Source organism: Paenibacillus cellulositrophicus (genome assembly GCF_009363095.1).
In the GTDB taxonomy this organism is placed as follows: domain Bacteria; phylum Bacillota; class Bacilli; order Paenibacillales; family Paenibacillaceae; genus Paenibacillus_AQ; species Paenibacillus_AQ favisporus.
On the sequence record NZ_CP045295.1, the window covers coordinates 6,232,320 to 6,257,255 of the forward strand.

The 24,936-nt window shown below is 53.7% G+C and carries 22 protein-coding genes; all 22 read left to right on the top strand.

Annotated features, from left to right (window positions below; all coding sequences use genetic code 11):
- Window positions 1-10: 10 nt before the first annotated feature.
- Window positions 11-988 carry a DHH family phosphoesterase gene (locus tag GCU45_RS28440; protein WP_145021874.1) on the top strand — a complete coding sequence of 326 codons (978 nt, stop codon included), beginning with the start codon at window positions 11-13 and terminating at the stop codon, window positions 986-988.
- On the top strand, window positions 985-1,905 hold the full coding sequence (gene truB, locus GCU45_RS28445) for a tRNA pseudouridine(55) synthase TruB (protein WP_152402274.1): 921 nt from the start codon (window positions 985-987) through the stop codon (window positions 1,903-1,905). Before GCU45_RS28440 ends, truB begins: the two co-directional genes overlap by 4 nt.
- Window positions 1,905-2,885 carry a bifunctional riboflavin kinase/FAD synthetase gene (locus GCU45_RS28450; RefSeq protein ID WP_425281235.1) on the top strand — a complete coding sequence of 327 codons (981 nt, stop codon included), beginning with the start codon at window positions 1,905-1,907 and terminating at the stop codon, window positions 2,883-2,885. Before truB ends, GCU45_RS28450 begins: the two co-directional genes overlap by 1 nt.
- Window positions 2,886-3,046: 161 nt before the next feature.
- Window positions 3,047-3,316 (top strand): 30S ribosomal protein S15, encoded by a 270-nt coding sequence (gene rpsO / locus GCU45_RS28455; RefSeq protein ID WP_076168040.1) that lies wholly within the window; start codon window positions 3,047-3,049, stop codon window positions 3,314-3,316.
- 150 nt (window positions 3,317-3,466) lie between these two features.
- Entirely contained in the window at window positions 3,467-5,563 is a 2,097-nt protein-coding gene (gene pnp / locus GCU45_RS28460) for a polyribonucleotide nucleotidyltransferase (protein ID WP_152402278.1), read from the top strand.
- A 314-nt stretch (window positions 5,564-5,877) separates the two neighbouring features.
- Entirely contained in the window at window positions 5,878-6,867 is a 990-nt protein-coding gene (locus GCU45_RS28465; protein ID WP_145134886.1) for a polysaccharide deacetylase family protein, read from the top strand.
- Window positions 6,868-7,057: 190 nt separating this feature from the next.
- Window positions 7,058-8,287, top strand: coding sequence for a M16 family metallopeptidase (locus GCU45_RS28470; protein WP_234489635.1), 1,230 nt, complete (start codon window positions 7,058-7,060; stop codon window positions 8,285-8,287).
- Window positions 8,262-8,708, top strand: coding sequence for a dUTP diphosphatase (gene dut / locus GCU45_RS28475; protein WP_152402280.1), 447 nt, complete (start codon window positions 8,262-8,264; stop codon window positions 8,706-8,708). Before GCU45_RS28470 ends, dut begins: the two co-directional genes overlap by 26 nt.
- Before the next feature lie 250 nt (window positions 8,709-8,958).
- A complete protein-coding gene (gene dpsA, locus GCU45_RS28480; protein ID WP_076168027.1) occupies window positions 8,959-9,858 on the top strand; it encodes a dipicolinate synthase subunit DpsA in 900 nt (299 codons plus the stop codon).
- Window positions 9,855-10,451 (top strand): dipicolinate synthase subunit B, encoded by a 597-nt coding sequence (locus tag GCU45_RS28485; RefSeq protein WP_116231223.1) that lies wholly within the window; start codon window positions 9,855-9,857, stop codon window positions 10,449-10,451. Before dpsA ends, GCU45_RS28485 begins: the two co-directional genes overlap by 4 nt.
- Window positions 10,452-10,908: 457 nt before the next feature.
- Window positions 10,909-12,126, top strand: a complete 1,218-nt coding sequence (dapG, locus tag GCU45_RS28490; protein ID WP_152402282.1) for an aspartate kinase — start codon at window positions 10,909-10,911, stop codon at window positions 12,124-12,126.
- Between the two features lie 50 nt (window positions 12,127-12,176).
- Window positions 12,177-13,064, top strand: a complete 888-nt coding sequence (dapA, locus tag GCU45_RS28495; RefSeq protein ID WP_152402284.1) for a 4-hydroxy-tetrahydrodipicolinate synthase — start codon at window positions 12,177-12,179, stop codon at window positions 13,062-13,064.
- Between the two features lie 304 nt (window positions 13,065-13,368).
- Window positions 13,369-15,048 (top strand): ribonuclease J, encoded by a 1,680-nt coding sequence (locus tag GCU45_RS28500; RefSeq protein ID WP_076168017.1) that lies wholly within the window; start codon window positions 13,369-13,371, stop codon window positions 15,046-15,048.
- 253 nt (window positions 15,049-15,301) lie between these two features.
- Window positions 15,302-16,063, top strand: a complete 762-nt coding sequence (locus GCU45_RS28505) for a ClpP family protease (RefSeq protein WP_152402286.1) — start codon at window positions 15,302-15,304, stop codon at window positions 16,061-16,063.
- A complete protein-coding gene (locus tag GCU45_RS28510) occupies window positions 16,060-16,278 on the top strand; it encodes a YlzJ-like family protein (protein ID WP_152402288.1) in 219 nt (72 codons plus the stop codon). The genes GCU45_RS28505 and GCU45_RS28510 overlap by 4 nt, the downstream gene beginning before the upstream one ends.
- Window positions 16,279-16,356: 78 nt before the next feature.
- Complete coding sequence (locus GCU45_RS28515; RefSeq protein ID WP_152402291.1) at window positions 16,357-19,035, top strand: DNA translocase FtsK; 2,679 nt, start codon at window positions 16,357-16,359, stop codon at window positions 19,033-19,035.
- A gap of 220 nt (window positions 19,036-19,255) precedes the next feature.
- The gene (sleB, locus tag GCU45_RS28520) at window positions 19,256-20,080 is read left to right on the top strand and encodes a spore cortex-lytic enzyme (RefSeq protein WP_076168007.1); all 825 of its coding nucleotides are present in this window, start codon (window positions 19,256-19,258) and stop codon (window positions 20,078-20,080) included.
- Between the two features lie 179 nt (window positions 20,081-20,259).
- Window positions 20,260-21,540 (top strand): EF-P 5-aminopentanol modification-associated protein YfmF, encoded by a 1,281-nt coding sequence (gene yfmF, locus GCU45_RS28525; RefSeq protein WP_152402292.1) that lies wholly within the window; start codon window positions 20,260-20,262, stop codon window positions 21,538-21,540.
- 3 nt (window positions 21,541-21,543) lie between these two features.
- Entirely contained in the window at window positions 21,544-22,824 is a 1,281-nt protein-coding gene (yfmH, locus tag GCU45_RS28530) for an EF-P 5-aminopentanol modification-associated protein YfmH (protein WP_152402294.1), read from the top strand.
- Window positions 22,824-23,597 (top strand): elongation factor P 5-aminopentanone reductase, encoded by a 774-nt coding sequence (ymfI, locus tag GCU45_RS28535; protein WP_152402296.1) that lies wholly within the window; start codon window positions 22,824-22,826, stop codon window positions 23,595-23,597. The genes yfmH and ymfI overlap by 1 nt, the downstream gene beginning before the upstream one ends.
- A 103-nt stretch (window positions 23,598-23,700) precedes the next feature.
- A complete protein-coding gene (locus GCU45_RS28540) occupies window positions 23,701-23,955 on the top strand; it encodes a DUF3243 domain-containing protein (RefSeq protein ID WP_076167995.1) in 255 nt (84 codons plus the stop codon).
- Window positions 23,956-24,144: 189 nt separating this feature from the next.
- Window positions 24,145-24,912 (top strand): DUF3388 domain-containing protein, encoded by a 768-nt coding sequence (locus tag GCU45_RS28545; protein ID WP_076169541.1) that lies wholly within the window; start codon window positions 24,145-24,147, stop codon window positions 24,910-24,912.
- Window positions 24,913-24,936: the final 24 nt, after the last annotated feature.

The window sequence follows — 24,936 nt, forward strand, 5'->3', positions numbered from 1 at the left end:
GAGACGGCCAATGCAGACCTATGAACAATCGCTTGAGCAGGCAAAGGAGTTTTTGCTGACACATGATGATTATCTAGTAGTGTCTCATATTCAGCCGGACGGAGATGCAGTCAGTTCCACAGTTGCCGTGGGCTGGCTTCTCTCATGTCTGGGCAAAAAATTTACTCTGATCAATGAAGGGCCGATTCCTGAACGGATGAAATTTTTATGCCTGTCAGAGCAGATCGTGAATATGGAGCTTCATCCACCGGAACGTTCATTCAAGCATGTCATTTGTGTGGATTGCGCCGATTTTGGGAGAGTGGGATTAACGCAGCAATGCTTCGCTCCGGATGCCTTGATCTTGAACATCGATCACCACCCGACCAACAACGGTTACGGGAGCGCGACGCTGATCAAACCTGACGCTGCGGCGACGGCCGAAATTTTGTATGATCTGATCCATGCTTTCGGATTTCAATGGACGAAGGAGATTGCGACCGCGATCTACACCGGGCTGCTGACGGACACCGGCGGTTTCCGTTATTCCAATACGTCCCCTAAAGTGATGGCGGCGGCTTCCGAGCTGCTCGGCTATGGTGTCAACGGGCCGGAGCTGTCGGAAACCCTGCTCGAGGCAATGACCCTGCCCCAGATGAAGGTGCTGGTCAAAGCGTTGAATACACTCGAGATGACGCCGGACGGCAAAATCAGCTGGGTATACGTCACTCCCGAGCATATGGTGGAAGCCGGCGCGGCCAACGATGACCTGGAAGGAATCGTGAACTATCCGCGAAATATTCAGGGCGTCGAGGTCGGCATTTTATTCAAAGTGATCAATGACCAAGCGGTCAAAGTAAGCCTGCGCTCTGCAGGCAAAGTTGACGTGGCCGCCCTGGCGCAGACGTTTGGCGGCGGCGGGCATGTCCGCGCAGCGGGGTGCCGGATCGAAGGAACGCTGGATACGATTATTCCTCAGGTTATAGAACGGGTGAGACAATTTTTATGAGCAGCTTAGAAGGTGTATTGGCCATCGACAAGCCGGCGGGGATGACTTCGCACGATGTCGTTGCCAAGGCGCGCCGTATATTGAAAATGAAGCGGATTGGGCACACCGGAACCTTGGATCCCGAAGTTACCGGTGTTCTGCCGCTCTGCCTCGGCCGGGCGACCCGGGTGGTGGAGTACATGCAGGAGCTTCCGAAGGAATATGCAGCCACCCTGCGGCTGGGCATTGCCACCGACACTGAGGATTTGACCGGTACGGTCACAGAATCTGTGGACGAGGTCCATGTCACGCCGGAAGATGTGGAGAAGGTGCTCCGCTCTTTTAAAGGGAAGATTTCCCAGGTGCCCCCCATGTACTCTGCGGTCAAGGTCGGAGGCAAACGGCTCTACGAGCTGGCCCGGGAGGGTAAGACGGTTGAGCGCAAAAGCCGCGAGGTGACGATTCACGAAATTGAAATGACCGGCTCGGCCTGGCAAGGGCCTTATCTGGACATTTCCTTTCGGGTTCTGTGCTCCAAGGGGACGTACATTCGGACGTTATGCGTAGATATCGGACGGGCTCTGCATCTGCCGTCAACGATGGTGAAGCTGGAGCGCACGATGTCGGCAGGAATTCCGGCTTCGAAGTGCCTCACGCTCGAAGATATCGAGCGCCTGACGGCGACGGGTGAGCTGGACGAGCATTTGATTCCGGTCGACGAAGCGGTCCGGCATCTTCCGGCCCATACCGTGGCCGAGGACAAGGCGGCTGCCGCCTTGCAGGGTCAGAGGCTCTCGGGCAGAGCGGTTACGCCGGAGGTCATGCTGCCCGGATGCATACGACTGTATGATCCAAAGGGAACGTTTCTCGGTATTTTCGAAAAACAGGCAGAGACGGGGGCCATTGCTCCGGTCAAGGTATTTCTGCCAGAGTCATAATGATTATCTATGGAATTGCAGGTGAAAGAACAGTGAAGACCGTATATTTATCGTACCCGCTGCCTGCGGAGGTCATCCGGGAGCATACCCAGCCGCAGGTCGCAGCCATCGGACAGTTCGACGGAGTGCACCTTGGTCATGCCAGCGTCATCTCTTCTGCGGTGAATCTGGCAAAGGGCAAGCACATCCCTTCGGCCGTCATGACATTCCATCCGCATCCGAAGGACGTTATGAAGAAAGGGGACTACGAAGGCAGCCTGACGCCCCTGCAGGAGAAGCAGGAGCTGCTGGCCGGCCTGGGGGTCGATATCGTATACGTCGTTGAGTTTAACGATTCCTTTTCCCATGTAAGTCCGCAGGAATTCGTGGAAGGCGTGCTGTTTCCCTTGGGCATCGAGGCGGCCGTGGTCGGTTTCGATTTCCGCTTTGGCCACAAGGGGGAAGGCAATGCTGAGATGCTCCGCCTGCTGGGGAACGGCCGGCTGGACGTCGAAGTCATCCCGCCGTTCGAGCTGGAAGGCGGCAAGGTCAGCAGTACGGAAATTCGCAAAGCGCTGCAAAGGGGTGACCTGGAGCGGGCCGGCCGTCTGCTCGGCCGCAGCTACCGGCTGCGCGGAACCGTGGTCGGCGGAGAAAAACGCGGCCGCACCATCGGTTTTCCGACGGCCAACCTGAAACTGGACGATAAGTTCGTCATTCCGGTTAAGGGTGTCTACGCGGTACGAGCCTTTTTGAACGGAAGGATTTTTCCCGGCGTCATGAATGTGGGGGTCAAACCGACGTTTCATGAGAACGAAACGGTGCCAAGCTTTGAGGTTCACTTGTTTGACTTTGACCGGGAAATTTACGGCGAGCAGGTCTCGGTGGAACTGGTCCATTTTATCCGGAATGAGCGGAAGTTCCCTTCCGTACCGGAACTCATCGCCCAGATCCAGGCGGACGCGGATCGCGCAAGAGAACTTTTGAAGTCGGGCCGCTAAAGCTTACGCGCTGGCGAACATTTACTTTTGCCGGTGAAGTATGCTATACTGATAAACGTTGCTGGATGCCCATGGGCTGAAGGAAACCTTAGCTTGGATACACGATCTCACCGACGGTTTCTAGGCTAACGGCGATTATTTATGTTAAGGAGGTGAACAGGATGGCATTGACTCAAGAACGCAAACAACAACTGATCGAAGAGCACAAAACTCATGAGTCCGATACAGGATCTCCTGAAGTGCAAATTGCTATCCTTACGGAGAACATCGTTAATTTGACAGACCACCTGCGTACGCACAAGAAGGATCATCATTCCCGTCGCGGTCTTTTGAAAATGGTCGGTCAACGCCGTAAGCTGTTGGCATACTTGAAAAACAAGGATGTTAAACGCTATAGCGCTCTGATTGAAAAACTTGGATTGCGTCGTTAATAATCCATATTGTTCTACGGAAAGCAGCCTGGTTGTTCACCGTTTGTCCTTCTAGGAGTGACAGCGGGGCAACCGGGTTGCTTTTTATGCAGGACTATATGAATTATCCCCATCTGGGGAATACTGATTGAGTAATAAAGGAGGGATTTCATGGAAAGTCGTGTTGAAATGCAGTTGGGCGGCAGAACCCTGGTTATGGAGACCGGACGCCTCGCGAAGCAGGCTAACGCCGCCGTGATGGTCCGCTACGGGGAAACGGCCGTACTTTGTACAGTGACCGCCTCCAGCGAACCGAAGGATCTGGACTTTTTTCCGCTGACTGTAAACTATGAAGAAAGATTGTATGCCGTAGGTAAAATCCCGGGGGGCTTTATCAAACGGGAAGGCAGACCGAGCGAGAAGGCCATTCTGGCCAGCCGTCTGACCGACCGTCCGATTCGTCCGCTGTTCCCGGAAGGCTTCCGTAACGATGTGCAGGTGCTGAACCTTGTCATGAGCGTGGATCAGGACTGCTCGCCGGATATTGCGGCCATGATCGGTACTTCCGCAGCGCTGAGTATTTCGGACGTGCCGTTTGACGGACCGATCGGCGGTGTCATCGTAGGACGCGTAGACGGACAATTTATTATTAATCCGGACATCGCGCAGCAGGAGAAAAGTGACATTTACCTGGTCGTTGCAGGCACCAGAGACGCCATCATGATGGTTGAAGCCGAGGCGAACGAGGTTCCTGAGGAAACGATGCTGGAAGCGATTATGTTCGGTCACGAGGAGATCAAAAAGATCGTGTCCGTCATTGACGAACTGACGCAAAAAGCCGGCAAACCTAAAATGGAAGTGAAGCTCCATGCGGTTGACGCCCAGGTTAATGCCGAAGTACGCGAATTCGCTGCACAGCGCCTCGTAGAAGCGGTACGTATCGCCGAGAAGCATGCCCGCCAGGACGCAATTGATGCGATCAACGAAGAAACGGTAACTTTCTTTGAACAAAAATACATAGAGACGCCTGAGCTCTTGAAAGATGTCAAAGAAGTGCTGCATGATATTGTCAAAGAAGAAGTAAGACGCCTGATCACCCACGATAAAGTCCGTCCTGACGGCCGGGGTCTGGACGAGATCCGTCCGATCGAATGCGATACGAACATTCTGCCGCGCACGCACGGTACAGGCTTGTTCACTCGCGGTCAAACCCAGGCTCTCAGCGTATGTACGTTGGGTGCGCTCGGTGACGTGCAAATTCTGGACGGGATCGATTTGCAGGAAACCAAACGCTTTATGCACCATTATAACTTCCCTCCGTTCAGCGTAGGCGAAGCCCGTCCGCTTCGTGCACCGGGACGCCGCGAAATCGGCCACGGCGCGCTGGGTGAACGCGCTCTGTCGAAGGTCATTCCATCGGAGACCGAGTTCCCGTACACGATTCGTCTCGTTTCCGAAGTGCTGGAGTCGAACGGTTCCACATCCCAGGCAAGTATTTGCGCAAGCACACTGGCCATGATGGATGCCGGGGTACCGATCAAGGCGCCGGTTGCCGGTGTAGCCATGGGTCTGATTAAAGACGGAGAGCATGTATCCATTCTGACGGATATTCAGGGGATGGAAGACCATCTGGGCGATATGGACTTCAAAGTGGCCGGTACGGCTGAAGGGGTAACCGCCATTCAGATGGACATCAAAATTGCCGGCATTGACCGCCAGATTTTGAACGACGCTCTGAAGCAGGCCAAAGAAGGACGGATGTTTATCCTGAGCAAAATGATGGAAGCGATCCAGAAGCCAAGAGAGACGTTGTCTCCTTATGCTCCGAAGATCATCGTCATGAACATCAATCCGGACAAGATCCGCGACGTGATCGGCGCAGGCGGCAAGATCATCAACAAGATCATCGAGGAAACCGGCGTGAAGATCGACATCGAGCAGGACGGACGCGTCTTCATCGCATCGTCCAATGAGGAAATGAACCAGAAAGCCCGCTCTATTATTGAAGGCATCGTCCGTGAAGTTGAAGTCGGCGAAATTTATGTCGGCACCGTCAAACGGGTCGAGAAATTCGGTGCTTTCGTCGAAGTGCTTCCGAATAAAGAGGGACTTGTGCACATTTCCCAGCTCTCGACCGAGCGTGTCGGCAAAGTTGAGGACGTCGTGAATGTCGGGGATACGATCACCGTCAAAGTGACCGAGATCGACCAGCAGGGACGTATCAACCTGTCGCGCAAAGCGGTATTGGTTGCAGAATCCAAGGCTTAAATCAAGCGGAACGGCTTCGTCTAGAAGCCACGCTTGCTACCATATGCAGTCTAAGAGACAGAAAGTACTCACTTCTGGCTCTTTTTTTATAATATCAGAATGCATAAACTCCAGAGCCATTGCTTCCTGATATTGCAAGAAAAATTACCTTTGAATGCGGTCTGTCTTCTCTGAAGGTACATCGATAGACGCTTTTCTTATAATATCAGAATGTATAAACTCCAAAGCCATTGCTTCCTGCGGCCGCTCATTCATAATCCCGCTCGTCCCTTCATATGATGGGACAAAGTATGTTAAGGGAGATGAGCGGAAAAATGAACGGGAGACGGACAGCCATCGTGCTTGCCTGTTTTGCCACCATCGTCGGGCTCGCGCAGACCGGTGCGGTCGGGGACTATTTTCAGGACGTACGGCACCACCTGACTGCTCAGACCGCGTTTGAGCCCCAGACGGATGAGAAGCAGCTGGATCCGCTGTACAAGCAGATTCAGGAGAAGGCCGAGGCCACGCGGATTCCGCCGGTAGATGCGGTCGTGGACCGCGTCTGGAAGGCCATTCCGGGGTACAACGGCCTGGAGATCGACGTAGACGAGACCTATAAGCGGGCCAAGGCCCAGGGAGCCACGGCTCCGATTACATATGTGTACCGTCAAATTCCCCCCAAGGTGAACCTGGGCGATTTGGCGGTTGAACCGATTTATAAAGGGAACCCGAAAAAGCCGATGGTTTCCCTGATGATTAACGTCGCATGGGGGGACGAGTACATCGTTCCGATGCTCGATACGCTGGATGCGGAGAACGTAAAGGCAACCTTCTTCTTTGACGGTAGCTGGTTGAAGAAAAACCCGGAGATGGCCAAGGAGATTCAGAAGCGGGGGCATGAGCTGGAGAACCACGCGTATACGCATCCCAACATGAGCCAGCTGAGCCGCGAACGGGCAACGCTCGAAATCAGCAAAACCCAGCAGCTGCTGAAGGATACGCTGGGTGTGACGAACAAGTGGTTTGCGCCGCCTTCCGGAGACTTTAATCAGCAGACCGTCCAAATCGCCGCCAGCCTCGGCCTGAAGACGGTGCTGTGGACACTGGACACGGTGGATTGGCGGAAGCCTTCACCTGATTCCATCGTCAACAAGATCTCGGCCAAGGTGGAGCCGGGCACCTTGATTCTGATGCATCCGACCTCCTCCTCCTCCCAGGCGCTGAAGGGTATGATCCGGGTGATCAAGGCGAAAGGCCTTGTACTGGGCACGGTCAGCCAGACGCTGTCCCCCGAGAGGGTGACGGCGCCCAAGGTTGAGTGAGACGGCTTTTTTTGATAGGATAGGGATTGCGCTGGCTGTAGTCAGGAAAGTTACGGCTCGGCCATCATTTGCATGAAGAACGGATTACTAGTTAGAACTGGACAGGGGCAGCCTGGAGGTTCATTGGATTAATTTTAGGAGGGCCTCTCGCGTGAAAAAAATAAACTTAAGCAACGGCCTTAGAGTAGTCATGGAGAAAATTCCGACGATGCGGTCGGTGTCCTTTGGCATATGGGTTAAGACGGGCTCCCGCCACGAAACCTTAGCCAACAACGGCATTTCCCATTTTATCGAGCACATGCTGTTTAAAGGGACTGAACGGTTTGACGCCAAGGCGATTGCCGAGGAATTCGATGCCATTGGCGGCAATGTGAATGCCTTTACTTCTAAGGAATATACCTGTTTTTATGCCAAGGTGCTGGATGAGCATCTGCCGATCGCCGTAGACGTGCTCGCCGATATGTTCTTTCGTTCCAAGCTGGACGGTGAGGAGCTGGCCAAGGAGAAGAACGTCATTCTGGAAGAGATTTCGATGTACGAAGATACGCCGGACGACATGGTGCACGATCTGATGGCTAAGGCGGTCTACGGGGATCATCCGCTCGCCTATCCGATTCTGGGAACGAAGGAACAGCTGGAAAGCATGGGATCTTCCGACCTTCGGGCCTACATGGATGAGCACTATACGATCGAGAACACCGTCATCAGCGTGGCAGGTAACATTGACGATAACATTGTGGAGCTGCTGGAACGCCATTTCGGCGGTTTCCAAACCAGCGGGCGGGTGAGCGAATTGACCGTGCCTTCATTCCAGAGCGGGATCTTGTATCATAAAAAGAAGACGGAGCAGAATCATATCTGCCTGTCCTTCCCGGGGTGCTCGATCCATGACCCGCTTCAGTACGCCATGATTCTGCTCAATAACAGCATCGGCGGCGGGATGAGCTCTCGATTGTTCCAGGAAATCCGGGAAAAGCGGGGGCTCGCTTATTCGGTCTACTCGTACCACAGCTCCAACGAAGACAGCGGTTTGTTTACGATCTATGCCGGAACCGCGCCGAAGCAAACCAATGAGGTCATGGGCTTGACCAAAGAGGTGCTAGCGGATGTGGCCGTTCATGGGATGAGCGAGGACGAACTCCGGAAAGGGAAGGAGCAGCTGAAGGGCAGCCTGATCCTGAGCCTTGAGGGCACTGGAAGCCGCATGAACCGGCTCGGCAAAAACGAGCTGATGCTGGGCAAGCATTTCTCGCTCGATGACATGATCGAAAAGATCGAAAACGTGACGATGAACGATGTGAACGCCGTGCTAGACCGGATGTTCAGTCAGCCGTTCGCGCTGGCGATGGTCGGATCGACGGACCGCGCCATTGCAGGGTTAAGGAGGGACGATTTTGTCACACTACGTACAAATTCATAAATTGCCGGGTCACGAGGATGTGCGGCTGCCGGAGAAAATGTCCGGCTCCGCCTCCGGCTATGACCTGTACGCCGCTGTTGAAGAAGAAATTGTCCTCCAGCCGGGGGAGCGCAGGCTCATCCCGACCGGGTTTGCCATCGCCATGCCCGACGGGCTGGAAGCACAAATCCGCCCGAGAAGCGGGCTGGCGCTGAAGCACGGTATCACCTGCCTCAATACGCCGGGGACGATCGACGCCGATTACCGCGGGGAAATCAAGGTGCTGCTGATCAACCTCGGCCAGGAGCCTTTTGCGATCACCCGAAACGAGCGCATCGCCCAAATGGTGTTCATGGAAGTGCCGCAGGTGACGTTTGAGCAGGTGGACGTGCTGTCCGAAACCGTTCGCGGTGAGGGCGGATTCGGACACACCGGCAAATAATTTATAGTTCAATACAGCCTGGAGTTCGTTCCCGAAAGGGTTCGGTCTCCAGGCTTTTTTACATAGAAGGAAATATAAGCTTCAGAGACCCTGCTTCCTATATCGCAAGGGAAATTGCTGCTAAATGCGGTCCGGCTTCCTGAACAGTGCGCCTACAGACGTTTTTTATTTGACGGGCGTCTTTCACCCCTCCTTAGGCAGCGGCATATGATGGATTCATAACAGTGTTTTTGAAAGGAGTGACATCCTTGTGCTGACTGGAGTTCATATTGTGTTCCTAGGCGGGGATGCACGGCAGATCGAGGTGATCCGTAAATGTTCGGAGATGGATGCCACCGTCAGCGTAGTCGGATTCGACAAGCTGAATGAAAGGGTCCTGGGAGTCTCGTGGGAACGCCTCTCTTCTGAACTGCTTTCTGCGGCAGACGTTCTCGTGCTGCCTGTTGTCGGGTGTGATGATACAGGAGCGATCCAAACGCCATATTCTGGAGAGTCCTTAAAGCTGCTGGATGAGCATTTGGCCGCTCTTCCGTCGCATTGTACCGTTTATACGGGAATGGCCAAACCCTATCTGCGCAGCCTATGCGCAAGCCACGAGGTACGCCTGTTGGAACTGCTGGATCGGGATGACGTTGCCATTTTTAATTCCATCCCAACGGCGGAAGGCGCACTGGTGATGGCAATCCAGAATACGCCGTTTACGATCCACGGTTCGGATTGTATTGTGCTGGGATTGGGGAGAACCGGGTTTACGATGGCGAAAAGCCTGCAGGGACTCGGGGCGAAGGTGAGGGCCGGCGTCAGGTCGGAAAAGGATTTTGCCAGAGCGGAGGTCATGGGCTGGGAGCCTTTCCTGACAAGGGATTTGGAGGATCACGTGCGAAGTGTCGACTTGATTTTTAACACGATTCCGACTATGATAGTCACAGCGCAAATCCTGTCAAGAATGCCCCAAAGCGCCGTCATTATTGACCTTGCTTCGGCTCCCGGAGGATGTGATTTCCGGTATGCGGAGAAGCGGGGAATTAAGGCCTTGCTTGCTCCCGGATTACCTGGAATCGTAGCTCCCAAAACAGCTGGAATGATTATTGCCAATGCTTTGGTACAGTTGATTTCGGACGAGATCAAGATTCGGGGGGATGGGGAATGAACTTGCAGGGTAAAACGGTAGGTTATGCGATTACGGGTTCACATTGTACGCTTGCTGAAATTATGCCGCAGATTCAACGATTTATGGACGCCGGTGCCAAAGTGGTGCCGATTGTCTCCAATTCGGTGCAGGTAACGGACACCCGCTTCGGCACATCCGCGAGCTGGCTGGAACAGCTGAAGAACATCACGGGGAGCGAGATCATCACCTCAATTGTGGATGCGGAGCCTCTGGGACCGTCCAAACTGCTCGACGTGCTGGTCATTGCGCCTTGCACGGGCAATACGACAAGCAAGCTGGCCAATGCCATTACGGACAGTCCTGTCTTGATGGCCGCCAAGGCACAAATGCGGAATTTGCGTCCGCTGGTGCTGGCGATTTCCACCAATGACGGATTGGGATTAAACGCAGCGAATATCGCCAAGCTGCTTGTGACCAAGAACATTTATTTTGTTCCGTTCGGTCAGGATAATCCGGTGCAGAAGCCCAATTCGCTGGTTGCGAACATGGAGCTGATCCCCGAAGCGTGCGATGCGGCTCTTGAAGGAAGACAACTGCAGCCTATGCTGATTCAACGCATGTTTTCCGCGTAATCCAGATCGGCTGCATTCGTTTCGAGTTCCGGCACCCGAAACTGCATTGTCCAGCCCCTAGCAGATGCTGCGGGCGGTAATTTTGCGCCCCATGCCGTAAGACACGGGGCTGTTTGCATCGTTTATTCCGGGCCGCCGTAATCGGATAAATATCAGTGTACAGGACATAAGTTGAATGATCCAAATGGTCGTAAAGACCAAATAGTAAATGTAGGACGACTCGATCGAAGTGATCGCAGCCTGTTTTGCTTATCCCGATTGGATGCGGCACCGGATCTTGTTAGGATGCCGATTCGGGCGGGAACAGGAAACTAGGCTGCGATTACGAACTGCTGGCCAAAGCGCATGTGTTCATGCTTTGGCTCTGAGGAAGGTACAGCCGTCATGGCTGTACACGTCACAGGAAATCGACGCAGCTAAACGTTCTGCCGTTCTTATCTAGCATGGGGGAATTGAAATGAGCATCTTAGTACAGAAATTCGGCGGTACATCTTTGTCGACTCCGCAAGCAAGGGAACTCGTCATCAAGCACATCAGACGCGAGCTGGACAACGGTTATCAGCTTGTTGTCGTCGTTTCCGCTATGGGACGCAAGGGGGAGCCATATGCGACCGACACGCTCCTGGACTGGGTCTCCCAGAACGGGAACGCTCTTCCGTCGCGGGAGCGGGATTTACTGCTGTGCTGCGGTGAAATCATATCGGCTGCCACGCTGTGCAGCCTGCTGGAGGATGAAGGTATCACCTCCACAGTGCTGACCGGGGCTCAGGCCGGATTTGTCACCGATGATCAATACGGCAACGCGCGGATTAAGGACGTGCGTCCGGAGCGGATTGTGAAGGAGCTCGAAACGCATCAGGTGGTCATCGTCACCGGTTTTCAGGGTCAGACCGAAACCGGGGACTTCACCACTTTGGGGCGGGGCGGAAGCGATACTTCGGCAACGGCGCTGGGTGCGGCGCTGCGTGCCGAAATGGTTGACATCTACACGGACGTCAACGGGATTCTGACAGCGGATCCCCGGATCGTCGAAGACGCCAAACCGCTCTCCGTCGTAAGCTACGCTGAAATTTGCAACATGGCCCAATACGGAGCCAAGGTTATCCACCCGAGAGCCGTTGAAATCGCGATGCAGGCGCATGTGCCGGTGCGGGTGCGGTCCACCTTTTCGGAAGATGAAGGAACGCTGGTTACCCAGCCGGAAGGCTTCAGGGACGTTCAGCTGGGCTTCATGGACCGGTATGTGACGGGAATCGCCTACGTGAGCAACGTCACTCAAATCACGGTGGAATGCGAGAACGAAGGAGATAATCTCCAGCTCAGAGTGTTTAAAGCTATGGCTGAAAATTCCATCAGCGTCGATTTTATTAATGTTACCCCGACTGGGGCGGTCTATACCGTTTTTGACCATGATTCGGAGAAAGCGATCCGGGTGCTTCAGGATTTGGGATTCCGGCCTAAGAGCCTTTCTGGCTGCGCCAAGGTTTCCGTCATCGGGGGCGGGATCAACGGAGTGCCGGGTATCATGGCCAAAATCGTCGAATCCCTAAGTGAACAAAATATCCAAATTCTTCAGTCGGCAGATTCGAATACGACCATATGGGTGCTGGTGAAAAAAGAGGACATGGTACAGTCTCTTCGGGCGCTGCACGCCAAATTCGAGCTGCATCGGTAGTCATAAATCTGGAAAACGCACTTTTACGTCCTATTAGGAGGTTGTACAAGATGGATTTCGGTAGGTTGATTACGGCCATGGTGACTCCCTTTGATGAGCAGGGGAATGTGAACTGGACAGAAACCGCCAAGCTGATCGATTACTTAATTGAGGAGCAGCGGTCCGAATCACTGGTTGTCTGCGGAACGACCGGTGAGTCCCCGACGCTGACGGAAGAAGAAAAGCTCAAGCTGTTCGAATTTGCGGTGGACCATGCCAAAGGGCGCTGCAAAATTATTGCCGGTACCGGCAGCAACAGCACCGCGCATTCAATCCATCTGACCCAGGAAGCCGAAAAGCTCGGGGTCGATGGCGTTTTGCTCGTTGTGCCTTATTACAACAAGCCGAACCAGGAGGGGTTGTACCGTCATTTCGAAGCCATTGCCCACAGCACGAAGCTGCCGGTTATGCTGTATAACGTCCCTGGACGGACCGTCGTAGGCCTGAGCACCGAGACGACGCTTAGACTGGCTGAGATTCCGAACGTGGTCGCCACCAAGGAATGCGCTTCGCTCGAGCAGGTAACCCAGATCGCGGCCGGTGCGCCGGCGCATTTCCGGGTTTATTCCGGTGACGATGCAGCGGGTCTGCCAGCCATGGCCGTAGGAGCATACGGTATCGTGAGCGTGGCCGGACATATCATTGGCGCTTCCATGAAGGACATGATTACGGCCTATCTGGAAGGTGAGCAGGCGCAGGCCGCACGGCTTCACCAGAAGCTGTTTCCTGTATTCAAGGGCCTGTTTGAGTCCCCGACTCCGCTGCCGAATCCGGCTGCTGTCAAGTATGCGCTCAATTTGCTCGGTCATTCCGTCGGAGGCGTACGGCTTCCGCTCATTGGACCGAATGAGAAGGAAGCGGAATTTATCGAACGGTTGGTTCATTCGCTTGCGGAATAATTGAATCCTCTTATAAGCTGACAGAAACAGCGCCCTTACCAGGGCGCTGTTTTTTGGTGTTTAGGATGCATACCTTTGGGTTAAGGCCTAAGCAGGGACGCTGCTTTCGAACGGGCTTTTTGTCCATAAGGATATTTCAAATAAACAGCGTGGATTTGGGGAACTCTAATGCCTACTTTCAGGGTGACTTGTGTTTTGACTTTTTTATCATGTATAATGAGGTCAAGTGACTGGGTGCGGTATATTTTTGAAATATAAATATTAAATGGTACGACGTCCAAAACCATAGGAGGGTTAGATTCATTTGTCTAAAAAAAATAATAACGATAAATTGGCGATTTTCGCGTTGGGCGGCGTCGGTGAAATCGGGAAAAACATGTATGTCATCCAATACGGCAATGACATCGTAGTCGTAGATGCCGGATTGAAGTTTCCAGAGGAGGACATGCTCGGGATCGATATCGTCATTCCCGATATTTCCTACCTGACGGAGAATCGTGACAAGGTGAGAGGCATTTTGCTGACGCACGGACACGAGGATCACATCGGTGGATTGCCTTACGTGCTGAAGCATCTGAACGTTCCTGTATACGGAACCAAGCTGACGCTTGGCCTGGTGGAGAACAAGCTGAAGGAAGCCAATCTCCTTGGCGAAACGAAGCGGATTCTGATTCACGAAGATTCCGAAGTGGCGCTCGGCTCCACGCTGAAAGCAACGTTCTTCAGAACCAACCACAGTATTCCGGATTCGGTCGGGATTTGCATCTCAACGCCGGAAGGCAACGTGGTTCATACAGGCGACTTCAAGTTCGATCATACGCCGGTTAACGGACAATATGCGAACTTGCAGCGGATGGCCGCTATTGGAGAAGAAGGCGTATTGGCGCTTCTGTCGGATAGTACCAATGCTGAGAAACCGGGCTTCACGCCATCGGAGAAAAACGTGGGTGTCGTCCTTGAAGATATTTTCCGGAAATCATCCCAGCGCGTAGTTATCGCTACTTTTGCTTCGAATGTTCACCGGATTCAGCAGGTGGTCAATGCGGCGGAATCCACAGGACGGAAAATTACCGTCATCGGACGCAGCATGGTAAACGTCGTTTCCATCGCAGCCGAGCTTGGATACCTTCACGTGCCGGACGGCATGCTGATCGAGCCTGAAGAAGTTAACAAAATGGCCGCTGACCGCGTCGTCGTATTGTGCACAGGCAGCCAGGGAGAGCCGATGTCCGCATTGACGCGGATGGCCCGTTCCACACACCGCAAGGTTGATATTCTGCCGGGTGATACCGTTATCATTGCCGCGACACCGGTACCGGGAAATGAGAAATATGTCGGCCGTACGATCGACGAGCTGTTCCGTCTCGGAGCGGATGTCATCTACAGCGGTTCGAATTCCGGAGTACACGTATCGGGTCACGGCAGTCAGGAAGAATTGAAGCTCATGCTGAATTTAATGAAGCCGAAATTCTTCATCCCGATCCACGGGGAGTACCGCATGCAGCGCCGTCACGCACTGCTGGCCGAGTCTGTTGGCGTAGATCCGGACAATATTTTTATTACGGATATCGGCGAGATCGTCGAAATCCAGAACGGATCTGCCCGTAAAGCCGGTAAAGTAACGGCTGGCAACGTGCTGATTGACGGATTGGGCGTTGGAGACGTTGGCAACATCGTCCTCCGCGACCGTAAACTGCTGTCACAGGACGGAATTCTGGTTGTAGTCGTTACGCTGAGCAAACAAGACGGCACGATCATGTCCGGACCGGACATTATCTCCAGAGGATTCGTATATGTTCGCGAATCGGAAGGGCTGTTGGATGAAGCGAACCGCATTGTTTCCAGTACACTGCAGAAATTGATGAGTGAAAATGTTAATGAATGGGCTTCCTTGAAGACAGGCGTGAAGGATGCACTGGGCCGGTTCCTCTATGAGCAGACCCGCCGCAGACCGATGATTCTGCCGATCATCATGGAAGTGTAATCAATTGAATAAACCAGCGTCTTGAACAGCACACAGTCGCCCCCTTTCCGCAGGCAATATTGGACGGTTTCCTGCGGAAGGGGGCTTTTTGTCGTTTAATGACGATGTAATAGGAGATCTGAAAGGAACTGGAACCTGAAGAGACGGCCGGGCATAGGCTCTGTAAATAGGGTTATTTTTTCGGAATAATTCATGTCTTTCCTCCACCATACTACAATGACAGGAAATTATATGGTTAGGAAAGGACGAGGACATGATGACACAAAATACACGCCGTGCGCCGATGAGCGAAACGGAGGCGCCGGAACAAGCCCCTGCTGTAAACCCGGAACCGACGGCATTGGATACGCTGAAGCAGCTGGGACAAATGAACGTGCCGCAGGGGACCGAGTCGAACATTTTTTGCCTGACGATCATCGGGCAAATCGAAGGGCATCTGGTCCTTCCGCCGCAGAACAAAACGACGAAATACGAGCACATTATTCCCCAGCTGGTCGCTGCGGAGCAAAGCAAACAGGTGGACGGAATTATGATTATTCTCAATACAGTAGGCGGTGATGTGGAGGCTGGACTGGCCATCGCCGAAATGATCACGTCACTTACCAAGCCTACCGTCACCGTCGTCGTCGGGGGCGGGCACAGCATCGGTGTGCCGATCGCCGTAGCTTCGACGTACTCGCTTATCGCCGAGAGCGCCACCATGACCATTCACCCGATCCGCCTGAACGGACTTGTGATTGGTGTGCCGCAGACGTTCGAATATATGGAGAAAATGCAGGAGCGCGTCGTCCGCTTCGTTACCTCCCATTCGCGGATTAGTGAGGAGCGGTTTAAGGAATTAATGTTCCGCACCGGCGAGCTGAACCGGGATATCGGTACGGCGGTGGGCGGACTGGATGCCGTTAAATACGGCTTGATGGACGAAGTAGGAGGTATAGGCCAGGCTCTGGCCAAGCTGAACAAGCTGATCGATGAGCGTAAACAACCGGTTGAGGCGGAAGGGATTACTCAATGATGCTTCATACGATTATGCCGCTTGGTGCTGTCTGGGAGGAAGGCTTTACCCCTGTCCAAACGGCGGAGGTAAGGCTGCAGGGCGTCCTGATGGAAGTCAAACCGCTTGATGCGGGCCGGGCCGAAATCGTCCGGCTGCTCGACTGCCCGCTTGAATCGTACCTCAACCCGGCGTTTGCCCCAGGACAGGTGATACGCTACATTCCGACACTGTAAAATGGACCTTTAGCAGCAGAAACAGAACATAGGTGCCCCACGGTATTATATGGTATAATATTGGCCGGGGGTGACATTTTGGCTAAGCGAAGAAAGAAGAAGAAGGCAGTACTGACCAATGTGCTGAAATACGAAATATACGGAATTATACTGATCACCCTTTCCGTTATCGCCTTATCCGGTGAAGCGACGGTAGGGTGGTCATTATCCAAAATGTTCGGACTGCTGTTAGGGCGGTTTTATTTTGTGATCCCCCTGGTGGGAATCTACTTGGGCCTCAGCGTCATGATTCAGCGAAAATGGCCGAAACGGTGGAATACGCGGAGAAGCGGAATTCTGCTGTTGGTACTGGCCTTGGTACTTATGAGCAGCATTTCTTCATTGGAAAAGAAACTGGGTCCGGTTGGCGCATTGAGCACCGGGAACATATTATCCCAGGTACATACGGACTTGCAGGGAGCGCTGCTGTCGTCATCGGCCCGCGGCGACCACTCTATGCTGAATAAGGACATCAGCGGAGGCTACATCGGCGCCATCGAGTTTGCGGCGCTGTATTGGCTGTTTGGGACCTTGGGCTCGATGCTGATGATGATCGTTATGTTTATTATCAGCTTTATGCTGATTACGAATCTGTCGTATGTCGACCTGATGCGAATCTTCCGCAGCAGGCTGGTGAAGGCCGGCGAGAATGTCCAGAAGCGGATGGACAACCGCCGCCAGTCGGCCAAGGTCGCTTCCAAACGGGCGGCTTCGTCCAGGCAGAAGAAACCGCAGCCGCTCCCGGCTGACGACGATGAGGATGAATTGGACGAGGATTTCGTGCCGCCGAAGCCGAAGCGGAGCGCCCCTGTGTTCTTCCAGCTGTTCGGAAGCAGGTTTGCCAAGAACGAAGCGCAGCCTCCGCTTGCTGATGATGAGCTGGACCGCAGCGATATTCTTGAACCGGTCAGGGACACCCGTTCCGCGGCAGACGGGCGGTTCAGCGAGGCGGTGGAGCCGGAGGAGAACGATGCATTCGACCTGCACGAGGAGCCGCTGTGGGTGGAGCCAAAGCGGAACGAATCTTCGCCGATCATCCGCGACTTTTTCGAGCATGTGAAATCCGAAGGCAACGTCGATCCGGAGGAATCGGACGAAGCATACGCCGGAGCTGCCGGAGCCGCTTTTCCGCCTGAAGGCATCAGTGCGGAATTCCATGAGGATACCGCTGGGACGCCGGACGGCGGGGCGCCGGTAACCGCTGCGGATCTCCAGGGAGAATCCGCGGGAAGTCCGGCTGAGCCGGCGGAGGCGCTGGAGCTTGCGATGACCCCGCCTGCGCCTCCGCCGAAGCCGTACAAGCTTCCGCCCTTCAGGCTGCTCTCCAAGCCCCAGAATGGCGGCAAGGCAGGCGATCAGAACGATTATAAGCAAACCGCCCGCAAGCTGGAGGCGACGATGGAGAGCTTCGGTGTACGGGCGAAAGTGCTTGAGGTCGTTCGCGGGCCAGCGGTGACGCGGTACGAAATCCAGCCGGATATCGGCGTGAAGGTCAGCCGGATTGTCGGGCTGACGGACGATATCGCGCTGGCTTTGGCCGCGAAGGATATCCGGATGGAGGCGCCGATCCCGGGCAAATCGGCCATCGGCATCGAGGTGCCGAACAATGAGGTTTCGCTCGTGACGATGCGCGAAGTTATGGAAACGCCGGTCTTTCAAGACGCCTCGTCGAAGTTGTCGATCGCATTCGGCCGGGACATTTCGGGACAGACGATCGTCGGCAATCTGGCAAAAATGCCCCATTTGCTCGTCGCCGGTGCGACCGGTTCCGGTAAATCGGTCTGTATTAACGGCATCATTACGAGCATCCTGTATAAGGCTAAGCCGGATGAAGTGAAATTTCTGATGGTCGATCCGAAGATGGTCGAGCTGAACGTGTATAACGGCATCTCTCATCTCATGGCGCCAGTCGTGACCGATCCGAAGCGTGCTTCCCTGGCGCTGAAGAAGATCGTGGTCGAGATGGAAAAGCGCTATGAGCTGTTTTCCAAATCCGGCACGCGCAATATAGAAGGCTATAACAATCTGATGAAGGACAATCCGGCAGCGGTGCTGCCTTATATCGTGGTCATCGTCGACGAGCTGGCCGACCTGATGATGGTCGCCGCGCATGATGTCGAGGAAGCAATCACCCGCCTCGCTCAAATGGCGCGGGCTGCGGGCATTCACCTGATCATCGCCACCCAGCGGCCGTCCGTCGACGTCATTACGGGTGTCATCAAGGCGAATATCCCGTCGCGGATCGCTTTTGGGGTATCGTCCCAGGTCGACTCCCGGACGATTCTCGACATGGCGGGCGCCGAGAAGCTGCTGGGCCGCGGGGATATGCTCTTCATGCCGATGGGAGCGTCCAAGCCGATCCGCGTGCAGGGGGCATTTATGACCGATCAGGAAGTCGAGATCATCGTTAACTATGTCCGCGACCAAGGGGAAGCCAAATACGATGAAAGTCTCGTTCCCGAAGTGGAGGAAACGTCGCAGGATGCCGACGACCAGCTGGACGAGCTGTACGATCAGGCCGTTCAGATCGTGCTGGAATCCAAACAGGCATCCGTGTCGCTGCTGCAGCGCCGGATGCGGGTGGGGTATACCCGTGCTGCCCGCTTGATTGATTCGATGGAAGCGCGGGGGATTATCGGACCTTACGAGGGAAGCAAACCGCGTGAGGTGCTCGTCTCCCTGGAGCAGTATCAGCAGCAGAACCGCATCAGCTCATAGTCCGGTAATTATTGCCGGATGTGCTATATCTTCCTTGGAGGCCTCTCATGATCGTTCATGAGAGGCCTTTTTGGCGGTGATTTGCATGGGAATACGCTTGAAAGCTTACATCAGCGGTACACATTCTTTCTCCTGGGCAGGGTGTATAGGAAATGGGGCCTGTTGTCATAATAACCGTAGCCATCCTGTCAAACCCACAAGAGAAAGGTAGAGCTAACCCATGAAAAACGCAAAATTATGGATCATCATCGGTTTGGTGTTTCTATTGTCTGCGGCGGTCTATGCAGGTGTAAGACCCCATACGGATTCCAAAGCTTCGTCCAAAGCGGCGGTGGAGCCTGCGGAACAAACCATACCTACATTCGGATCAACGGTTTTGAAGTATGGATCCTCAGGCCAGGATGTGTATGAACTGCAGGGGCGCCTGAAATTTTTGGGCTTTTATAACGGAAAGATTGACGGACAATACGGATGGAGCACGCTGAAGTCCGTCAAATGGTTCCAGTCCGAATTCGGGATGAAGGTGGACGGAACGGTCGGAGCCAAAACCAAGCTGAAGCTGTACAATGCCACCAAAAATTGGCAACCATCCGCAGCCGAGTCCGGAAACGCCGCCGGCAAACAACCGAGCACAAGCGGCAATCAGAAAAACACAAGCGAACCGATGGCTTCGGCCAACACGATGGGCCTATCTGAAAACGATCTGAAAATTATGGCTAATGCGGTGTACGGCGAATCCCGCGGTGAACCGTTTGAAGGACAGGTTGCCGTGGCGGCGGTCATTCTGAACCGTGTCAAATCGCCAAGCTTCCCAAATACGCCCCATGGCGTTATATTTCAGCCGGGTGCATTTACGGCGGTAGCCGACGGACAGATTTATCTCACGCCGAACGAAACGGCCCGCAAAGCGGTGCAGCAGGCGTTAAACGGCTGGGATCCGACCGGCGGATGCCTGTACTACTTTAACCCGAAAACAGCCACTTCGAAGTGGATCTGGTCCCGGCCTCAAGTCTTGACGATCGGGCAGCATATTTTCTGCATGTAAAGAATTGAACGTAAGTTTGGCACCGTAACTTCGTTCGTTCCTTGAAGCAGATTGCGCATGAGGAAAACAGCAACCGGAGGGTTTGTCTTCGGTTGCTTCTTCACTTTCCAATGGTATAGAATGGAACTTAATCAAAAGCGTGACGCTTTATAAATTCATGGCTAAAGGAGTTTTGGACCTTGAATACAACTGCTTTTCAACATGGAAACGCCAAGCGGATCCGGATTCACGTTCTGCCGACGAAACGCTTTAAGACGTTTGCAATATCGCTCTACGCAGGCATCCCGCTTGCAGAGGACACCGTAACGCCTACGGCCTTGACTCCTTTTGTACTCCGCCGGGGTACCGTTACATATCCGGAGACCCGCCAGTTCCGCGAGCAGCTGGAGCAAATGTACGGGGCCGGCTTCGGTTTTGATGTGTATAAAAGAGGCAACTACCAGATGGTGCACTTCCGGATGGACACAATTAACGATTCGTTCGTAAAGAGCCAGGAGAGCCTGCTCGCATCCTCATTCGCTTTTCTCGGCGAAGTGGTGACGCGTCCCGTTTTGGAGGGCGACCGTTTCCGCAGTTCTTACGTTCAGGCGGAGAAGGAGAACGTCCGCAAAAAGCTGGAATCCATCGTCAACGATAAGATCCGCTACGCCTCCGAGCGCTGCATCGAGGAGATGTGCCGCAATGAGCCTTACCGTCTCCACGCGCTCGGACAGCGTCAGGACCTGGAGAAAATTTCGCCGGAGAGCCTGCACGACGGGTACCGCAAATGGCTGAGCGAAGCCAGCATGGACCTGTATGTGGTCGGGGACACGACGCTCGAGGAAGTGGAGAAGCTCGTCAACTCGCACTTTGATCTCGGTTCTGAACCGGGTATTACGTACAAGACCGAGACGCCGGTGCGCCAGTCGGGCGAGCCTCGTACCGTAGTGGAGAAAATGGAAGTGAGCCAGGGCAAGCTGAATCTCGGGCTGCGCACTTCCATCACTTATGGGGATGATCATTATGCGGCAGCATTAATGTACAACGGCATTTTGGGCGGATACCCGCATTCCAAGCTGTTCATGAACGTAAGGGAAAAAGCAAGCCTCGCCTACTACTGCTCTTCTCGCTATGACGGGCACAAGGGAATTGGAACGATCCAGTCCGGCATTGAAGTGCAGAACTACGAAAAAGCGCTCGATATTATCAAGAGCCAGCTCGAGGAAATGCGCTCCGGGCGCATTACCGATCTTGAAATGTCGCAGACAAAGGCGATGATCCGGAATCTGCTTCTTGAAATTGAGGATTCGGCTTTTGAAATGATCGCTTACGACTTCAACCGTCAATTCTCCGGCAAAGACCGGTCAAGAGAAGAGCTGCTGCAGCAGGTGGAAGATATTCAAGTCGCGGATGTTCAGGCGGCCGCGTCGACTTTTGATTTGGATACGATTTATTTTCTGAAGGGTCAGAAGGAGGAATAGCCGGTGGAAAAACTTCAGTACGACAATTTGCAGGAGACTCTCTATTATGAAGTGATGGATAACGGCCTTCACGTCTACGTGCTTCCGAAGCCGGGTTTCCAGAAAACCTATGCGACGTTTGCCACTAAATACGGTTCTGTCGACAACCACTTCCGGGTGGAGGGACAGGACGAAATATCGGTTCCGGACGGGATCGCCCATTTCCTGGAGCATAAAATGTTCGAGGAGCCGGAAGGCGACATTTTCGCCACATTCGCCTCCCACGGCGCATCCGCCAACGCATTTACGAGCTTCGACCAGACCGTGTACCTGTTTTCAGCAACCGAGCACATTCCCGAGAATCTGGAGACGCTCGTGAACTTTGTGCAAAATCCTTATTTCACCGACCAGAACGTCGACAAGGAAAAGGGGATTATCGGGCAGGAAATCAACATGTACCAGGATAACGCCGACTGGCGCGTCTATTTTGGCCTGATCGAAGCGATGTATAAAATCCATCCGGTGCATATCGATATTGCCGGTACGGTGGAATCCATCGGCACGATTACGAAGGAGACGCTGTACACCTGCTATAACGCCTTTTATCATCCGAGCAACATGCTGCTGTTCGTCGTCGGCGGAGTAAAGCCGGAAGAAGTGTTCGACCTCGTCCGCGCCAACCAGGCGAAGAAGGATTATCCGCCTCAAGGTAAAATCGAGCGTATCTTTGAGCCGGAGACGGTCGGTGTTGCCGAAAAACGCCGGGTTAACAAGCTGCAGGTGTCCATGCCGAAATGCTTGTTCGGTTTCAAGGAAAAAGAAGTGGGGCTGACCGGCAAGGAACTGCTGAAGCGCGACCTGACAACAAAGCTCATGCTTGATTTGCTGTTCGGGTCAAGTACGGAGCTGTACCAAAAGCTGTACGACGAGGACCTGATCTCCGACAGCTTCTCGCATGAATACAGCAGTTCTCCGCAGTATGCTTTTTCGGCCGCAGGTGGAGACACCCGTGATCCCGACCAGCTTCTTGCCCGGATCCGCGAAGAGGTCGACGGCATTCTGGCATCCGGCTTCAAGGAAGAAGATTTCGAGCGCGCCCGCAAGAAAAAAATCGGCGGATACCTGCGCATGCTGAATTCTCCGGAAAATATCGCGCATGAATTCACCCGCTACCAGTTCCGCGGCGGCGACTTCTTCAGCGTGATTCAGCTGTATGAGTCCATCACGCTCAGCGATGTGAACAATCGCTTGAAAGAGCATGTGGACTGGGATCAGCTGGCGGTATCGGTCGTGGTGAATCCTTAATGCAGCATAGGGGAGAGGAGAGCCTGCACAAGCCGATCGGAGAGACGACGGTGCTCGTCACCGGGGCGAGCCGCGGCATCGGTGCCGCCATCGCCGAGCGTTTTGCAGCGGTAGGGATGAACGTAGTGATCCACTACGGTTCGTCCCACGAAGCCGCCAATGACGTGGCCCGGCGCTGCATGCAGTCCGGAGCCAGGGTCATGACGGTCTCCGCCGATTTGCGGGATAAAGAGCAGATTCTGCGCATGCGCGACAAGCTGGACACCCACGGTTTGCTGCCGGACATTTTGGTGAACAATGCGGGCGTCTCTCACTACGGCCTTCTTTCGGACGTGACCGAGGAAGAATGGGACGAAGTGATGTCCGTTAATTTAAAAGGCATGTTTCTGTGTACACAAGCTTTTATGCCCTATATGATTTCCCAGCGGAGCGGCCGCATTATCAACATATCCTCCGTCTGGGGGATTTCGGGCGCTTCCTGCGAAGTGCTGTATTCGACCACCAAAGGCGGTATTAACGCTTTTACCAAAGCGCTTGCCAAAGAACTTGGCCCTTCTGGCGTCACGGTGAACGCGGTAGCTCCGGGCGCGGTGGATACCGAGATGCTGAACCATTTGGACGACGAGGAAAAACGAATGCTCGAGGATGAAATTCCGGCCGGACGGCTGGCGAGACCCGACGAAATTTCGTCCCTCGTTTATTTTCTCGCGCTTCCCGAATCCGGCTACATCAACGGTCAGGTAATAAGCCCCAACGGTGGATGGATTACCTGAGCCGCCAGGACGGTCTTCCCTGCATAGGCGCGCCCCAAACAGGTTATATTACAACTGTTGATTTCAAATCTCATGCGCCACAGCAAAGGGAGGACTTATCAATATGTCAACAGTAGTAAAGAACTTTGATGCCTGGAAAAAGTTTCTTGGGGAACGCGTCGCACAAGCCGAAAAAATGGGGATGAGCGAAGACACCATCGCCAAGCTGGCTTACGAGATCGGTGATTTTCTCGATGAGAAAGTCGATCCGGCCAACGCTTCCAACCGTGCGCTGAAGGAGCTGTGGGAAGTGGGCAACCGTGAAGAGCGCCAGACGATTGCCCGGCTGATGGTTAAATTAGCCAAGAAAAACGCTTAACTTTAGGAAAAAGCCCCCATTTGGGGGCTTTTCTCTAATGTTTACAGAGTTGACCTTGTTTTTCATATGTATTTTATATATCATTAACGTGACCCATGAAATAAAGGCGATTTTTTGGAAGCCTCACCCGAAAGGGTTGCAGGTTTATTTTATTGGAAAACATGGGAAAAGGTCAGATGGGGTGTCGAAGTGGAAGCGAAACAATGGTACATGGAGTATAAGATACATAAGAACCGTCCGGGACTGCTCGGGGATATTGCATCCCTGCTCGGTATGCTGGAGGTTAACATATTGACAATTAACGGGGTTGAAGGCAAAACGCGGGGAATGCTGCTGGAAACCAATGATGACGAGAAGATCCAATTGATGGGTGCCATGCTGAAAAAGGTCGACAGCATAACGGTCTCCGCGCTGCGGACGCCGAAGCTTGTCGATATTTTGGCTGTGCGCCACGGCCGGTACATCGACCGCGATTCCGATGACCGGAAAACATTCCGTTTTACGCGTGACGAACTTGGGTTACTGGTTGACTTTTTGGGTGAAATATTTAAGAAGGAAGGAAATCAGGTCATCGGGCTTCGCGGGATGCCCCGCGTAGGCAAAACCGAGTCCATTATCGCGGGCAGCGTGTGCGCCATGAAGCGCTGGACGTTCGTATCCTCGACATTGCTGCGGCAGACGGTCCGAAGCCAGCTCTCTGAAGACGAAATGAACCGGAACAACGTGTTTATTATCGACGGAATCGTCAGCACCATCCGTTCCAACGAACGCCACTACAACCTGCTGCAGGATATTATGAACATGCCGAGCACGAAAGTGATCGAGCATCCCGATGTGTTCGTGCAGGAGTCCGAGTATACGTACGATCATTTCGATATTATTATCGAGCTGCGCAACAATCCGAATGAAGAAATTATTTATGACACTTTCACAAGCACATACAACGACGATCTGTAAGTAATTTGATGAGGAGGTGATGGT

Excerpts from the sequence above, each read along its gene's own strand:
- rpsO (WP_076168040.1), top strand. The coding sequence starts at position 3,047 with ATGGCATTGACTCAAGAACGCAAACAACAACTGATCGAAGAGCACAAA.
- GCU45_RS28540 (WP_076167995.1), top strand. The coding sequence starts at position 23,701 with ATGTCAACAGTAGTAAAGAACTTTGATGCCTGGAAAAAGTTTCTTGGG.
- GCU45_RS28485 (WP_116231223.1), top strand. The coding sequence starts at position 9,855 with ATGAACTTGCAGGGTAAAACGGTAGGTTATGCGATTACGGGTTCACAT.
- ymfI (WP_152402296.1), top strand. The coding sequence starts at position 22,824 with ATGCAGCATAGGGGAGAGGAGAGCCTGCACAAGCCGATCGGAGAGACG.
- GCU45_RS28465 (WP_145134886.1), top strand. The coding sequence starts at position 5,878 with ATGAACGGGAGACGGACAGCCATCGTGCTTGCCTGTTTTGCCACCATC.
- GCU45_RS28510 (WP_152402288.1), top strand. The coding sequence starts at position 16,060 with ATGATGCTTCATACGATTATGCCGCTTGGTGCTGTCTGGGAGGAAGGC.
- sleB (WP_076168007.1), top strand. The coding sequence starts at position 19,256 with ATGAAAAACGCAAAATTATGGATCATCATCGGTTTGGTGTTTCTATTG.
- truB (WP_152402274.1), top strand. The coding sequence starts at position 985 with ATGAGCAGCTTAGAAGGTGTATTGGCCATCGACAAGCCGGCGGGGATG.
- pnp (WP_152402278.1), top strand. The coding sequence starts at position 3,467 with ATGGAAAGTCGTGTTGAAATGCAGTTGGGCGGCAGAACCCTGGTTATG.
- GCU45_RS28450 (WP_425281235.1), top strand. The coding sequence starts at position 1,905 with ATGATTATCTATGGAATTGCAGGTGAAAGAACAGTGAAGACCGTATAT.
- dapA (WP_152402284.1), top strand. The coding sequence starts at position 12,177 with ATGGATTTCGGTAGGTTGATTACGGCCATGGTGACTCCCTTTGATGAG.
- GCU45_RS28440 (WP_145021874.1), top strand. The coding sequence starts at position 11 with ATGCAGACCTATGAACAATCGCTTGAGCAGGCAAAGGAGTTTTTGCTG.
- dapG (WP_152402282.1), top strand. The coding sequence starts at position 10,909 with ATGAGCATCTTAGTACAGAAATTCGGCGGTACATCTTTGTCGACTCCG.
- GCU45_RS28505 (WP_152402286.1), top strand. The coding sequence starts at position 15,302 with ATGATGACACAAAATACACGCCGTGCGCCGATGAGCGAAACGGAGGCG.
- GCU45_RS28470 (WP_234489635.1), top strand. The coding sequence starts at position 7,058 with ATGGAGAAAATTCCGACGATGCGGTCGGTGTCCTTTGGCATATGGGTT.